Source organism: Desulfofarcimen acetoxidans DSM 771 (assembly GCF_000024205.1).
Lineage (GTDB): Bacteria > Bacillota > Desulfotomaculia > Desulfotomaculales > Desulfofarciminaceae > Desulfofarcimen > Desulfofarcimen acetoxidans.
Map to the genome: position 1 here is coordinate 837,435 of NC_013216.1, position 15,231 is coordinate 852,665.

Consider the following 15,231-nt stretch of genomic DNA (forward strand, 5'->3'; position numbering starts at 1 on the left):
GTGACCGGAAGCGAGGCGTATAGATATGAAAGATGTTATGGGAATCATAAATATAGTTGAGGCGGAAGGATTGCTGAAGGGAATTACTCATTTTCGCCCTGTTGCTTCCGTTCCTTTTGGGGGCAGGTACCGGGTAATCGACTTTGTTTTGTCCAGTATGGTTAATTCCGGCATGCATAATGTAGGTGTCTTTACCAGAAATAAATACCGTTCAGTGATGAATCATCTGCGATCAGGAAAGGAATGGGATTTGGATCGCAAGAGGGATGGCCTGTTCTTATTTCCTCCGGAAGACATTAATGCAACTATTAATTCTTTAAAAGGTGACTTGCAAAATATATACATCAATCTGAATTATATCCATAGAAGCAGTCAAAAACATGTGCTTATTACCGGGGGGAATATTGTCTGCAATATAGACTACCGGAAAGCTTTTCAGCACCACCTTGATACTAAGGCGGATATAACTGTTATTTGTAAAGAACCGGATGAAAATATTTTGGATTATTCTCAGTATAGTGTATTGGAAACAAGAGAAGACGGCAGAGTTATAGATATGAAGGTTAGTCCGGATAAATCCAGCAGAGCAAAGATAAGTCTGGATATGTTTATTATGGAAAAATCCTTTTTGTTAGAAGTTATGGATGCTTGTATTTCACGTGGTTATTATGATTTAGTCAGGGATGGTTTTATAAGGAACATTGGTATGCTGAATATGCAGAGTTATGAATATCAAGGTTACTGGGCTAAAATATACTCTATTAACAGCTACTATAAATACAGTATGGATTTGCTGAGACCCGAGATAATGAGGCAGTTATTTTTTAAACCGGGTTTAATATATACTAAAGTAAAAGATGAAGCACCAGTAAAATACTTGAGCAATGCCAATGTAATTAATTCTATTGTAGCTAATGGCTGTGTTATTGACGGTACTGTGGAAAACAGTATCCTGTTTCGCGGGGTAAAAATTCACAAAGGCGCCTATGTTAAAGACAGTATATTAATGCAAAAAACAGAAATCCGTGAAAATGCTTTTATAGAAAACATAATAACTGATAAGATGGTTACTGTAACTTGCGGGACCCGTTTGAACGGGGTGAAAAATTATCCTATAGTTATCGATTTGGAGACTGTAGTTTAAAATATGTTTTAGATTAAACAACAGGAAACAGGTGAGGCATATAATGAAAGTGCTGTTTGTAGCCGGAGAAGCTTTTCCTTTTGCTAAAACCGGTGGTTTAGCAGATGTGGTTGGTTCTTTGCCCAAGTACCTGAGAAAATTAGGCGTTGATGTTCGTGTGATGATTCCCAAGTACGGCGATATTCAGGATATTTATACTGAAGATGCCGTAACTGTTCATAGCAGAATTGTAGATGTTGGCTGGAGACACCAGTACTGCGGCATTCAAGAAGTAAACTATCAGGGAGTACCTATTTATTTTGTCGACAATGAATATTATTTCAAAAGACAGGGTTATTACGGTTTTTATGATGAAGCTGAGCGTTATGCTTTTTTCTGCCGGGCGGTGCTTGATTGTTTGCCTCATATACACTTTATACCTCAGATTATACATTGTCACGATTGGCACGCCGGTATGGTAAGCGCATTAATAAAGACGCAGTACAGGTATAATGCTATATGCGGCCGTTTGAAAACTATATTTACCGTGCACAACCTGAAATACCAGGGGATTTTTCCCCATGGCATCTTATGGGATCTATTCCGCTTGTCTTATGAGCACTTCAATGCAGAGGGTTTGGAATTTTACGGTGACGTCAGTTATCTTAAGGCTGGTTTAGTTTATTCAGATATTATCACTACCGTCAGTCAAAATTATATGTATGAAATTCAAACTCCTTTTTACGGGGAGAGGCTGGACGGGTTGTTAAGACGCCGCAGCCATGAGTTATACGGTATAATCAACGGCATTGATTATGAGGAATATAATCCGCTTACTGACCCGCATATATTTGTAAACTATAATGCTGATTCTCTGGACAAAAAGTTACAAAACAAGGCTTCTTTGCAACAGTATTTGGGTTTGCCTGAGCGCCCTGAGATTCCTCTGATTGCAATTGTTTCAAGATTGGTCGGTCAAAAAGGGCTGGATTTGGTGGCCAGAGTTTTAGGTGAGATGTTGGATCTGGATGTTCAACTGGTGGTACTGGGAACAGGTGAGGCGATTTACGAGAATATGTTTAGAAATGCGGCCTATTGGTTTCCACAAAAGGTATCTGCAAATATTTATTTTGATAATTCTCTGGCTCACAGGGTTTATGCCGGTTCGGATATGCTGCTGGTGCCTTCACTCTTTGAGCCCTGCGGTTTGTCGCAGTTGATAGCCATGCGTTACGGCTGCCTGCCGGTTGCCCGGGAAACAGGGGGCTTAAAAGACACGGTATTGTCATATAATGAAAATACCGGAGAAGGAAACGGTTTTAGTTTTGCTAATTATAATGCGCATGACATGCTTTATACTGTTAGCAGGGCAGTTGGTTTCTACAAGCAGCAGGAAGTTTGGCAGAAAATTGTCAGGCAGTCTATGTCAATGGATTACAGCTGGGACACTTCCGCCCAGGAATATGCTAAACTATATAATATTTTGGCTAAGAGAGCCCAGGTGGGCAGATAAAAACTACCGCAATAAAAATGCTCTGGTTTTTAAGGGCAATTTTATTGCGGTTAATATTTTATACTCACTCTTCTTTATATAAATCTGTGCTCAAGTATCTTTCCCCTGTATCAGGTAAAATGATTAGAATTTTTTTATCTTCGCCCAGTCTGTGGCCGATTTGTTTAGCCGCGTATACGGCTGCCCCGCTGGATATGCCGGCCAGAATGCCTTCTTCTCTGGCCAGCCGGCGTGTCATCATATATGCATCCCCGTCGCTCACTGACAAGGGAGCGTCAAGTATGTCCATATCCAGGTTTTCCGGAACAAACCCGTCTCCTATTCCCTGCAGTTTATGCTGTCCCGGTTGTTCACCGGCAATGACGGCGGAATTGGCTGGTTCTACCGCGTATACTTTTATTGAAGGGTATACTTCTTTCAATACTCTGGCAATCCCTGTAAGGGTACCGCCTGTTCCGACTCCCGCCACCAGTGCGTCTATCGGTCCTTCAATTTGTTCTAAAATTTCCTGTGCGGTTGTTCTGGCATGATACCTGGGATTGGAGGGATTGGCAAACTGGTTGGGCATCCAGGAGTTAGGCGTGGATGCAACTATCTCCTGGGCTTTGCGAACAGTTCCCTCTAAATTTTCACTGGCCGGTGAAAGAACAACTTCTGCTCCGTAAGCGCGGGCCAGCATCCTGCGTTCCATACTCATGGAATCCGGCATAACAATGATAATTCTGTATCCTTTTACTGCGCCAACCATGGCTAAAGCAATGCCCTGATTGCCGCTGGTCGGTTCCACAATGACCATGCCCGGTTTTATAATGCCTTCCTTTTCTGCTTCCAGCAGCATTCCGTAAGCAGCTCTGGCTTTTGAACTGCCACTGGGATTAAACATTTCCAGCTTGGCCAGCAATTTTGCCGGGCAGTCATCAGCGACTTTATTTAACCGGACAACCGGTGTCATGCCAATTGTTTCCAGTATATTATGTAAAACTTTGCTCATGCTATCATCCTTTCGGTGTGAATTAAAGCAAGCGGTCTATTTATTATTCGACGTTAATACTATTATTCCTTGATTCATTACTGTGTATTGTAATAAATAGTGTAAATTCTAGTAAACAAAATAATAAAAATGTGTTAAGATGTTTCTAAATAGTTCAACTTTTTAGAACAGTGTATTAAATCGGCCCATTTAATTTCATTCTGAAAGGAAAGTACCTAATTATGCAGGATATGGTTGTGCGAAAAGAATTTCTTATTGATTGTCGAAAAAAAAATGCCTGTATGAAAATGTGTGAAAAATTAAAGAAGCTGCTGCCTCCTGAACGGGAGATTACATTTCTATGTATCGGTACTGACAGGGTATTAGCTGACATATATGGTCCCCTGGTAGGCAGTTTATTAAGCGATATGGGCATGAAAAATATACTTGGGATGATAGGCCAGCCGGTGCATGCTAAGAATCTGAGCACGTATGCGGCCGGGATACCCAGAGAACATTTTGTGATAGCTTTTGATGCTATGTCCGGCAGGGAAGAGAATCTGGGTAAAATCAGAATCAGAAGAGGACGTTGTTACCCTGGTACCGGGATTAAGAAAAAACTTTTGCCTGTTGGGGATTTGACGGTTTCCTTTAATATAGCTGTGGAGAGGGAATGGGGTTTGGATTTAAATGTTGATCCTGAGATGATCTGGCGAGGTGCCACAGTAACAGCCGGGATGATCGTTAGAACAATAAGGGAATTGGAAAATGTCAAGAAGCCGGAGAAATTTGGTTTTAGAATGTTTTCACGGTCCTATCGTCAGATATTATTTGGATAAGAGCAGAGTAAGATACTATCTTTAATATGCAAGCACCTCTATGTAGATGGAATTGATGTCGTTATACCCCATTCGGTTGACTCTTATAGAAAACGTGTTTTTAAGTGGTTTTCCCTTTTGGGGATAACCGTTTTTTTATGATCCGGGAAATTATGCTTACGATAGACCCGTGAATAAATCATTGTTTAATTAAAGTGTAAATTTATATTATATGACAAGGTCAGTACCGTGTAATTTTCATAAGTGACAATAGCAAAAAGAAAGTCGCTTCAAGCGACTTTCTTTTTGCTAAGAATGAAAAAATGATGAGAAGATTTATATACATGTATACAATTGAGTAATCATTTTTAATATTGAATAAGCTTGTTTATTGGTGGCGGTGTGTTAAAAAACTCTGTTGTTTTATAGGGAGGAAAGTCGATATTTGCTGCTTTACATTGTCTTTGCAAGTTATAATAGCCTGCCGCGCGGCTGTTAAATATGCTTGAGCAAGAACACAATAATATGTTTGGCACAGATATTGCAATGTAAAATAATCAGTTGTTTAAATTTATTTAATTTTCGTAAATAAGTTTAACACGGAAAATCATATCAAGAATATTGAGAAAGGTGTGTACTAAAAATGTTGGAATGTAAAAAATGTGGTATTGCTGAGGAAACCGGTGAGGATATGATTTTTTGTCATAAATACAGAACTGCTATAAATACAAAGGTTAAGAGCTTCCGGCAGGAATGTATTTTCTTTACCTCGCGGATAGTAGAAGGTGGGGAACTATTATCTCCTCAAGAGCATCTTTATTTAAAAGAAGCAGAACAAGCTTCCATTGCTCGTAAAACAGTGAGTTTACCCAACCGCAGACGCTTTATTGCAAAGAACTTTGCAACTTACTCGGGTAGTGAAATGAAAAACGGGTCCTTTTAAAACCAGGTTGCTGCACCTGGTTTTTTTTTATACAAAGGCGGCATTTTTGCCTGCGATATAACCGGAAGACCAGGCCCACTGCAAGTTATAACCGCCACAATCCCCGTCTATATCGAGAATTTCTCCGGCCAGATACAGCCCTTTTACTTTTTTAGATTCCAATGTCTGCGGGTTGACTTCGTTTACAGCAACTCCTCCCGCTGTTACTTGCGCGGCTGACCAGGAATCGGTACCGGTAACCTGAAAACGCCAGTCTTGCAGGATAGAAGCTATCTGTTTTATTTCTTTAGAAGAGAGATTACTAACTTTTTTGTTTATGTCTTCAATCCCGGCTGCTTTTAACATGGCCGGGATTATTCTTTTATGTATAAAGCCGGTGAAGCTGAAAGCTAATGACTGGGAAGGCTGGTTATGCCAGCGTTTGAGCAGTATCTGCTCCAGCTGCTCTGTAGAAAGATGATTAATGAGACTTAATTTTAGCCATACTTTTAGCTGTTTTTGCAGGTATTCACCGGCTTTACGGCTAAGCTGCAGAATGGGTGGCCCGGAAATACCGTTAGCAGTGAAGAGTATTTCACCGGTTGCTCTGGCCTTTGCCTTATTATCAACAATTATTTCCGCCGTGCCCTCAAATTTAAAACCCTGAACTTGCTTAAGAAAGCTTTCGGCCAACTGCAGCCGTACCAGAGCGGGGAAAGGTTCTATTATGTGGTGGCCCAGGCTTTGAGCCAGTGAAAAACCGCTGCCGTTAGAGCCCAGGTTGGGAGAGGCTTTGCCCCCCGCGGCCAGAATTAAGCGGTTGGCTTGAAACTTTCTCCCGTCTTTACAGGTAGCGTAAAAGTTGTTATCCGTCTTTTTAATCTTATTGATATCTGCCTGGCAAATAACAATAATCTTTCTCTGTTCCATTTCGAAACGCAATACATCCAATACGGAAGAAGCCTGCCCGGAAAAAGGAAAGACTTTGCCTCCGGTTTCTGTTTTTGGCATTATTCCCAGATTTGCAAAAAAATCAATAGTGTTTTGGTAGTTAAACTCGGTTAAAGCGGTGTAGGCAAACTTAGGATTTTGACCATGATAATGTTTCAGGTGCAAGTCTGTGTTGGTCAAATTGCACCTGCCGTTGCCGGTTGCTAATATCTTTCTGCCTATCCGCTCGTTTTTTTCCAGAATTGTTGCTGCCGCGCCTTCTCTGGCGGCTGTTATGGCTGCCATAATACCTGCCGCGCCGCCCCCGATTACCAGTACAGTGGTGGGATGGTTAAAACTCATAATGCTGCTCCCTCCAGATTGTTCTATTGTGATACAGTTTTGTATTTGCCTGACACAGCTTCTGCCGCTTTAATACCGTCAACCGCGGCGGAAACAATGCCTCCCGCGTAACCTGCTCCTTCACCCGCCGGGTAGAGGCCTTCTACATTTGACTCAAAATTTTCATTTCTGGTGATGCGTACAGGGGAAGAACTTCTGGTTTCCACTCCTGTTAATACTGCGTCAGGCAGGTTAAACCCCTTTAATTTTTTGTCGAAGTCTCTAACAGCTTCTTTTAAAGTTGAGATCACATAAGGCGGCAGGCAGTCATCTAAAGATGTCATCCGCACAGATTTTTTAAAGGAAGGTGTAACCGATCCTGGACAGTCTGATGGCTTATCGATCAGGAAATCTCCCAGTAGCTGAGCCGGCGCGTTATAATTGCTGCCGCCCCGTAGAAAGGCATTCTTTTCCCAGATTCTTTGGAATTCTACCCCGGCCAGCGGGTGGTTGCCCGGAAAATCCTTTGGTGTTACCCCTACCAGAAAAGCACTGTTGGCGTTTGGGGTATTGCGGGCGTATTCGCTCATTCCATTGGTAACCACTGTTTCACTTTCGGAAGCCGCTGAGACAACCATGCCGCCCGGACACATGCAAAAGGTATAAGCTGAGCGTCCTGATGGCGAGTGGTAGGCCAGTTTATAATCAGCCGCTCCCAGCTTTGGGTGTCCGGCCAAGTTTTTGTACTGTGATTGATCAATCAATTTTTGCGGGTGTTCTATTCTCACACCGATGGAAAAGGCTTTAGGCAGCAGGTTTACCTGGCGTTTATGCAGCATTTCAAAAGTATCCCTGGCACTGTGCCCGATGGCGAGAATCAGGATATCCGTGGCTAACTGCTCCTGCCCGTTGATGATGATACCGACAATTTTGCCTGATTTAATGATGAGATCAGTAATTTTAGAGTTGAATTTAATCTCACCGCCCAGTTCGGTTATGGTTTGGCGGAGGTTTTTTACCACCGCTCTCAATTTATCTGTTCCTACGTGTGGTTTATGGGTGTAGAGTATTTCCTCGGGAGCCCCGGCCTTGACCAGTTCTTCTAATACTTTGCGGCACCGGTAATCCTTTATCAACGTGGTCAGCTTACCGTCAGAAAAAGTTCCCGCGCCACCCTCGCCGAATTGAACATTGCATTCGGGATCCAACTCTCCTGTTTGCCAGAACCTGTTTACTGCTCTTATCCTGGTGTCTACGTCGCTGCCTCTTTCCAATAAAAGCGGGCGGCAGCCGGTTTGAGCCAGTATCAGCCCGGCGAAAAGACCCGCCGGACCTGTTCCGGCGATTACAGGACGGTGATCAAGTTTTTTATTACCCTGTTCGACATATTGATAGTTGAGGCAGGGAGTTTCTGATATTGACCGGTCTTTTATTTTTTTTAATACATCAGCTTCATTTTTCACATTAACATCAATAGTATAAACAAAATTAATCTGCGAACTTTTTCTGGCATCCAGAGATTGTTTGAAAATCCGGTAGTCCAACAGGTCTTTATTCTTTATTCTTAGTTTTTGAAGGATAGCTTTTTCCAGATCATTTTTATCCTCGTCAAGGGTTAATTTTATTCCGTTTAACCTGAGCATATTATTGTATCCCTTCGTTGAATAATTTCATTAACTTCTCGACAGGCAAAGCGTATTTTTACACCCTGAAAGGCAAATGCCTGAAAATGTCTTCCAGCTCCTGCAAGAGAATTATTTTAGGCAATTCCCGCATAATTTTGTGTTTATCCTCATCTTTAGCTCCAATCAGCAAGGCGTTGGGTGTTGCCCTTAGCATTTCCAAATCTCCTAAGCTGTCTCCGACGGCAGCGGCTTCTTCCGGTCTTATATTATATTTATCCATAAGATTTTGCAGGTGATCTTCTTTACGCAAACCCCGAACATCGGTGGATACATGGATAAGCACTTCACCGGTAAAGCTTCCGTCCCGGCAAACCAATTCATTGGCCAGATGATGGTGAAAGGGAAGTATCTGAGCCAGTTGATCAGCCAATAGTTTTAAGCCGGAGGAGAGTAAAGCTATTTTAACACCTGATCGGTGAAGAGTTCTCAGTACCTTTCCGGCCCTTGGTCTTAGTTGTATTTCAGTAAGTATTTCTGCTGCTCTTAGGCAGTCAGTACCCTGCCATAAAGACGCGTCCAGACGGCAGAATTCAGCATAATCAATCTTGCCTGCCCAGAAGAGATCCTGAAAAACGTGTGCTTTTTCATGCCATATTTCCATACGCCTGTGCAGGTATTCCCAGGAACTGTGTTCGCTGGTCAGTGTTCCGTCCATATCAAAGGCGATAAGTTTTATTTTTTGATCTGACACTAAAATTTCCTCCGGTATAAGAGATTACTCTATATATTTATAATTAAAAGAGCCTCTCAGTCAAGAGGTAAGCATTGCTTTTTATTCGGTTGCCTGCTATAAATTATTTTGTTATTTCAAAATGTCGATTTTTTAACGGTCTCTTGAGTAACTCTTTATTAAAACGCAGCAGGAATTTCGACACTATTTGTAGAATCGATAACGAAACTGTTCGGAGGTATGTTACGGTGAAGAAAGCTAAGACTCTGCAGCCATTTTTGAAGTGGGCCGGGGGTAAAAGCCAGTTGCTTAAAGAGATTAGTAATTTTATGCCCGGTGAATTCAATAATTATTTTGAGCCTTTTGTCGGCGGGGGAGCAGTATTATTTGAGCTTCATCCTTACCAAGCAGTAATAAATGACACTAATCCTGATTTATATAATTGCTATATTGTTGTCAGGGATTACATTGAGGAACTGATTGCTGACTTAGGCAGACATCAAAATGATGAGAGTTATTATTACAAATTAAGAGATATAGACCTCAGTGAGGAGTACGGGCTGCTTTCGCCTGTCCAAAGAGCTTCCAGGACTATTTTTTTGAATAAAACATGTTATAATGGTCTTTACCGCGTTAATAAGAAAGGACATTTTAATGTGCCTTTTGGCAAATATAAAAAGCCGAATATAGTTAACGAGCATGTTTTGCGTCTCGTTAGCAGCTACTTGTCCGAAAATAAAATTAAAATATTGGATACGGATTTTGCAGAGGCTGTAGAAGAAGCTGCCAGCGGTGATTTTATATACTTTGATCCACCTTATGATCCTTTGTCGGACACTTCCTCCTTTACCGCTTACAGCAGCAGTGGTTTCGGTAAAGACGAGCAGAAGAGGCTAAGGGATGTTTTTGTTGATTTAGACAAAAAAGGATGTAAGGTTATGTTAAGCAATTCTGCTACGGATTTCATTCTTGACCTGTATAAGAATTATAGAGTATTGTTTGTATCCGCCAATAGGAGTATAAATTCAGTTGGTACAGGGAGGGGTAAAATAAATGAAGTACTGGTGATGAATTATACATAGATTTATTAGTGCTTGTTTACACCACACACAGGCCATAGCGGGGAAAAAGCCGGCGGGTAAGGAAATAATGGTGATCCTTAAGTGCATCGTGAAACTTTTTCCAGTTGCTATCCAGAAACTCATTGTAGATTTCTATAGGATCTGAAAGCCAGATATCGGTGTTGAGAAAATTATATTCCCATGAATCAGGCCCGCTTTCGTCATAAGCAATTTTATCCTCAATTATAATAGTTTCGCCGTCCCGCTCAAAACTGAAGATACCGGTACGAATGTATTCCAACCATTGCTCATGTCTTAATTTCTGATTTTCATCGTTAATTTCCTGAAAAAGACTTGCTAACTGGTTAGCTGTTTTCTCTTGCAGTCCTGTGACATCGGCTTCCGGATCTCCCAGTTTGAATCTTTTCATAGCTATAAACATATTCTTGGCGGCGTCTAAATACTCAGCCGGGTTGTTGCGGTGCATTATGGTGCCCCGGTAATCTTCATAATGCCATTTAAGATAGGGTTTATCAGGATAACTGAGTACCGCAGCATGTCCTAAAGGTATAACCCCGTCTACAAATTTGCTGACTATCGGGTCAAAAATTTCTTGAAAATAGTTTGCCACATCTTTAATAACTTTGCCGCCTGCCCACTCGTCCGTATCCTCCAGGTACTTAACTGAATTAACATGATGTTTTATGCCGGCAAAGCCTTGATGCGCCCATGTATCTGCGTAAACATGCATAGTAATGCCAAGCCTGTGCAAGGCATTTGGCTCGTTATGCCGCCTAATACATTCCTCTACCATGTCCCTTGCTATGTAACTGTTTGCTCTGCAGACCAGTCTGCTGGCGAAATTAAGATCACTTCCATGATCGACTGGTAAAGAACAGTTGCCCGGCAAAAAATGATACGGTATCCAGACATGGTGGTCGGATAATTCATCAAAATTCTTGTAATCCAGGCTTTTGTGAGCTGAGCGGACAGCATGGTACATGGCTTGGTTCGGCAGTTTAACCAGAGCGTTGTTTGTTGCATCGTCTACATACTGTGAGCTGTAGGCTATAATTTCCGATTCATGTTGAAGGAAACCGGCCAACCTGGCCAGCAGGTAGGTAACACCATGATGAAAGTCAATTTGCAATATTTAATCAACTCCTTTAAAAATATCGCTATAGGTAGGAATAAAAGTTAATATTATTTAAAATATAGCACATGGTAGAATTTATCACAATAGAAGATTAGTATGGCCACTCAAAAATAGTTGACCTTTTATTATATGTATGTTAAGATAATAAACGTAGCTGGCCGAAGTGGCGGAACTGGCAGACGCACTGGACTCAAAATCCAGCGTTGGCAACAACGTGTGGGTTCGACTCCCACCTTCGGCACCAAACCAATATAATCCGAACCAATCTCGACAGCTAATTCCTGTCGGTGACGGGTTCGGATTATTGCTTTATTTCGATTATAACTTCTTCCCGAATGGTGTGAAGCAACGTCCGGAATCCAAGCCGAGAGGCGCACGGAAAAAACGGAAGACTGAATAGACAAAAAAGGGGCGGCGGCATCGTAATGATACCGCCGCCCCTTATGTCAGTCCTTCGGTGTCCTTTCCAATTTTTAAAGACTTTATAGCTGTTAAAAATTCAGTTATCAGTGAATACAGTAATGGATTTATTGAAGGTAATAACAATCGTTTAAAAATGATCAAACACACCATGTATGGAAGAGCCGGTTTAGATCTTCTCAGAGCTAAGATTATCTATTAGCTTTTTATTTTAGCCTTTCATACCCAAATCTACGGATGAACCTCGGATAAACCGGAATACGCAACAGTGAAACAGGTAGATTTGTCCGGCTCATGGAAGCCTAACGAATCCGTCAGGTTGCCTTGTGCGTCCGCGTCTACTAAAAGCACCTTTTTACCTGCATCGCAAGGCCGATACCCAGATTGACCGTTGTGGTCGTTTTGCCCGTGCCGCCTTTCTGGTTGGCAAGGGCGATTACTTTTGCCACTTAAATTTCCTCCTTTCACGCAAAAAAGCCGTTTGCTTTAACTGGGATAATAAAGCAAATGGCTTTGTGGTTGATATATGAAAAGAGGACATAATTAATCAACACTATGTCCTCTTGTTCATCTATTTGATTGTAATATGGATAATGAGCAGTTTAACGTTCTTGAAGACTTGGTATATTCTAAACATAATGGGAAATTCAAAAATGGTTTGTGCTCAACATTATGGCTATTAATGTTGTATTTGTTCCAAAGACTTAACAATAAGTTTGTTATAAAAAGAATTAAAGCTTCCATCATCAAATGTATACCCGTTAAACACATCATTGCAAAGCTGAGATATTTCACTGAGATCAGTTTGAGGAATTTGAGATTCAACTGTTCTAAGAAGGCTTGAAATTTCGGTTTTATAATTGTTTTCAATATATTTCCGGTATTCAGTATCACTGTCATCAGATAATTCTTCTTGCGATTTAGAGAAAGCCCATAACAATTCTGCAATCCTATCAATTTCCTCATATCCGGTAACAATGGGACTAAATACTTCGTACTGATGCTCGAAGCATTCTAAAATTTGTGTTGTTACTTCTTCTGGGAAAGGTGATGTCAACTGTTCTGCCAGTTTGGTATCCTCGGTATTAATAGCGATTTTAAGCCTCTTTAAAAAGTCCTTTGAAACCCTTAGCCCACTTGGCATGATTTTATCATGGTCATTTTTGCACACTACCACTAAGTAGTCATAATCTAGTTCCGCAAAAGGTGTGCAGTGACAAAAAAACTCTATTAACAGCGTGCCATCTGTCATGTCCAGATCGTGTACGATAATCGGGTAAAAATTGAGGATTCCATTGTAATAATATTTCTCTGGGAAAATGACAAAATGATCTGATAATAAACCGCACAGAGCTTGTTTGGCTTTTTCCATTGCATTCTTGAAGTTTTCTTTATACCAGCTTTTGATTTGATATTTGTTAAAAAACTTGCTTGGTTGATGTTCATTATAGTATAGACATGCCATCATAAGATTCTGTAAATTTTGTTCTTCCAGTATACAAAGTTCATAGTGTTTCCGCATTAAAATTCCTTGCTCGTCAGCAATATTTTCAAAATACTTTTGCATTTTCACTAAAGATGATTTTGTAGCTCTAAGGTTAATTAAAGCCAGCCTAGCCTTATTTGAATCTCTAAGCAGAAAACCAGCTAATTGGTCAAAGAAATTACGAGTACTTTGAAAATAATCACTTTTTATTTTGCTAAATCCCTCAGGTATTTTTGCTTTTTCATCAAAAGGTCTATCTTTATAAGGAAATCTAAATTCTTTAATTAGTTTTTTATTCATTTCAATTCTTAAACTATCTATTTCAGTTGCAAGACTCCCAAGGGGTTTTTCTTCAAGTTGTTTGCATATGCAAGCAACACTTTTTTGAAATAGATCTATTATATTTTTTCTAGTAGAAAACCAATACTCTAGCCACTCTAAGATGCTATCGCATTCATAGTTGCGGTTTATCCCCAACTACAACTGGTCTTATAATACATCTCCTGCCATTAAAGCAGGCTTTGACCGACATATTTCACTATTCGGAACAAAATAATGTGGTGACTGTTGCGATAGATGCTCCTCTTACAAGTTCCATTAGTGATGAAAATGGATTTAGATCATCTGATATGCTATTAAGAGAACTTCTCCCTGTTAAATATCGAAACTGGGTTGCATATTTGAAGTAGTAATGGAAAAACTCCTTCGAAGGCTTGAGATTAATATAACGGACAGTTTTCTTGGTATTATATGGAAATTCAGTGGTGTATGGTGGATAACTATGTTATAATGCTTCTGGCAATATTTTTCAAGGAGGAAACCTGATATGCTCAATAAAATTGAACTGGCTGGTTATAAGTCAATTCATGAAATGGATCTTGAACTTCGCCCCTTAAATGTGTTGATCGGGGCGAATGGTGCTGGCAAGTCCAATTTTATTTCTTTTTTTAAGTTGCTTAATTACATCATGAGCGGTTATTTACAGGGATATGTCGGTGAATTAGGTGGAGCTGATTCTCTATTGTATTATGGTTCGAAACGCACACCGCAGCTTTCTGGGACATTATATTTCACTACAGATGCGGGCCAAAATATCTATCACTTACGTTTAGTAAGTGCTGCTCAGGATACTCTGTTGTTTGCAGATGAGGCTATCTCCTTTACTAAAAAAGGATACCCGGTAAATTCACTTGTATCGCTTGGTGTTGGGCATAAAGAGACAATGCTCTCAGAAAAAATTAATGATAATAGAATAAATGCAAAAGCCACGAAAGTTCTTAAAACAGCTAATATTATTAAGAATATTATGGATCGATGGCGTGTATATCATTTTCATGATACTTCGCCGCAAGCGAAAATAAAAAAGACAGGTTATATAGAAGACTGTAACTATTTGTGACATGATGCTGGTAATTTAGCCGTCTACCTTTACATGCTAAAGAAAACCAAAGAGCAATACTATCGTAGAATAATATCTACCATCAGACTAATGGCTCCTTTTTTTGATGATTTTGAATTGGTTCCTTCTAAGTATAACCAGAATTATATTTTATTGAATTGGAAAGAGAGAGGTTCACATCCAGATTTAATTTTTGGGCCGCATCAATTATCAGATGGTACATTACGGATGATGGCCTTAGTTACATTATTGTTGCAGCCAGAATTGCCAAATCTGATTATTATAGATGAACCGGAATTAGGGTTGCATCCTTATGCCATTACTGTTTTAGCTTCCTTGTTGCGCAGTGCTTCAGCAAAAACACAAATTATTGTTTCCACGCAATCGGTAACATTAATTGATCAACTTGAATTGGATGACCTGATTGTAGTAGATCGTAAAGATAATCAATCTGTTTTTAAACGATTAGCAAGCCATGAATTTGAAGTTTGGCTTGAAGAATATAGTTTAGGTGAGCTATGGGAGAAGAATGTTTTAGGGGGAGGCCTTCACGTGGTTAAACTAAATATAATTGTTGAAGGCCATACCGAGGAAACTTTTGTTAGGGATATGTTATCACCACATTTATCAATGCACGACGTTTACGTTGGTGGTGTTAGGTGTGTGGAAACCGGGAGAAAAAGAGGGAAAATCTATAGAGGTCGCATAACCAGTTACCGGAACGGCCCGTAAAGCC

At 40.4% G+C, this 15,231-nt stretch carries 14 protein-coding genes, 1 tRNA gene and 1 pseudogene; 9 read left to right on the forward strand and 7 right to left on the reverse strand.

Annotated features, from left to right (window positions below; translation table 11 throughout):
- Positions 1-25: 25 nt before the first annotated feature.
- Together glgD and glgA are read left to right on the forward strand one after the other, a co-directional pair.
- Positions 26-1,144: a glucose-1-phosphate adenylyltransferase subunit GlgD gene (glgD, locus tag DTOX_RS03980; RefSeq protein ID WP_015756446.1), complete on the forward strand. Its 1,119-nt coding sequence runs from the start codon at positions 26-28 to the stop codon at positions 1,142-1,144.
- Between the two features lie 43 nt (positions 1,145-1,187).
- Complete coding sequence (glgA, locus tag DTOX_RS03985; RefSeq protein ID WP_015756447.1) at positions 1,188-2,636, forward strand: glycogen synthase GlgA; 1,449 nt, start codon at positions 1,188-1,190, stop codon at positions 2,634-2,636.
- A 64-nt stretch (positions 2,637-2,700) separates the two neighbouring features.
- Here the strand turns inward: glgA and cysK are convergent, their stop codons facing one another.
- Positions 2,701-3,627, reverse strand: a complete 927-nt coding sequence (gene cysK, locus DTOX_RS03990) for a cysteine synthase A (protein WP_015756448.1) — start codon at positions 3,625-3,627, stop codon at positions 2,701-2,703.
- Positions 3,628-3,863: 236 nt separating this feature from the next.
- Between cysK and DTOX_RS03995 the strand changes: the two genes are divergently transcribed.
- Both DTOX_RS03995 and DTOX_RS04000 read left to right on the forward strand, forming a co-directional pair.
- Positions 3,864-4,445 (forward strand): DUF1256 domain-containing protein, encoded by a 582-nt coding sequence (locus DTOX_RS03995; RefSeq protein ID WP_157862843.1) that lies wholly within the window; start codon positions 3,864-3,866, stop codon positions 4,443-4,445.
- Between the two features lie 622 nt (positions 4,446-5,067).
- Positions 5,068-5,367, forward strand: coding sequence for a hypothetical protein (locus DTOX_RS04000; protein ID WP_042315376.1), 300 nt, complete (start codon positions 5,068-5,070; stop codon positions 5,365-5,367).
- 27 nt (positions 5,368-5,394) lie between these two features.
- On the opposite strand, the gene DTOX_RS04005 is transcribed toward DTOX_RS04000, so the two are convergent.
- The 3 genes from DTOX_RS04005 to DTOX_RS04015 are packed head-to-tail and all read right to left on the reverse strand — an operon-like array spanning position 5,395 to position 8,994.
- The gene (locus DTOX_RS04005) at positions 5,395-6,639 is read right to left on the reverse strand and encodes a BaiN/RdsA family NAD(P)/FAD-dependent oxidoreductase (protein ID WP_015756450.1); all 1,245 of its coding nucleotides are present in this window, start codon (positions 6,637-6,639) and stop codon (positions 5,395-5,397) included.
- Positions 6,640-6,662: 23 nt separating this feature from the next.
- On the reverse strand, positions 6,663-8,261 hold the full coding sequence (locus DTOX_RS04010) for an NAD(P)/FAD-dependent oxidoreductase (RefSeq protein ID WP_015756451.1): 1,599 nt from the start codon (positions 8,259-8,261) through the stop codon (positions 6,663-6,665).
- 58 nt (positions 8,262-8,319) lie between these two features.
- Positions 8,320-8,994: an HAD-IB family phosphatase gene (locus tag DTOX_RS04015; protein WP_015756452.1), complete on the reverse strand. Its 675-nt coding sequence runs from the start codon at positions 8,992-8,994 to the stop codon at positions 8,320-8,322.
- A 227-nt stretch (positions 8,995-9,221) separates the two neighbouring features.
- Between DTOX_RS04015 and DTOX_RS04020 the strand changes: the two genes are divergently transcribed.
- Complete coding sequence (locus DTOX_RS04020) at positions 9,222-10,055, forward strand: DNA adenine methylase (protein ID WP_015756453.1); 834 nt, start codon at positions 9,222-9,224, stop codon at positions 10,053-10,055.
- A gap of 16 nt (positions 10,056-10,071) precedes the next feature.
- On the opposite strand, the gene DTOX_RS04025 is transcribed toward DTOX_RS04020, so the two are convergent.
- Complete coding sequence (locus tag DTOX_RS04025; protein WP_015756454.1) at positions 10,072-11,184, reverse strand: DUF6765 family protein; 1,113 nt, start codon at positions 11,182-11,184, stop codon at positions 10,072-10,074.
- Positions 11,185-11,347: 163 nt separating this feature from the next.
- On the opposite strand from DTOX_RS04025, the gene DTOX_RS04030 reads away from it, so the two are divergent.
- A tRNA-Leu gene (locus tag DTOX_RS04030) sits at positions 11,348-11,434 on the forward strand.
- A 213-nt stretch (positions 11,435-11,647) separates the two neighbouring features.
- Entirely contained in the window at positions 11,648-11,812 is a 165-nt protein-coding gene (locus DTOX_RS22845; RefSeq protein WP_157862845.1) for a transposase, read from the forward strand.
- Positions 11,813-11,895: 83 nt separating this feature from the next.
- On the opposite strand, the pseudogene DTOX_RS21960 reads toward DTOX_RS22845, so the two are convergent.
- Positions 11,896-12,059 (reverse strand): annotated as a pseudogene (locus DTOX_RS21960) (AAA family ATPase); the annotation flags it as partial.
- 230 nt (positions 12,060-12,289) lie between these two features.
- The gene (locus DTOX_RS04040; RefSeq protein ID WP_015756456.1) at positions 12,290-13,573 is read right to left on the reverse strand and encodes a hypothetical protein; all 1,284 of its coding nucleotides are present in this window, start codon (positions 13,571-13,573) and stop codon (positions 12,290-12,292) included.
- 349 nt (positions 13,574-13,922) lie between these two features.
- Between DTOX_RS04040 and DTOX_RS23820 the strand changes: the two genes are divergently transcribed.
- On the forward strand, positions 13,923-14,495 hold the full coding sequence (locus DTOX_RS23820; RefSeq protein ID WP_207636005.1) for an AAA family ATPase: 573 nt from the start codon (positions 13,923-13,925) through the stop codon (positions 14,493-14,495).
- 33 nt (positions 14,496-14,528) lie between these two features.
- A complete protein-coding gene (locus DTOX_RS23825) occupies positions 14,529-15,227 on the forward strand; it encodes an AAA family ATPase (protein ID WP_207636006.1) in 699 nt (232 codons plus the stop codon).
- Positions 15,228-15,231 lie beyond the last annotated feature (4 nt).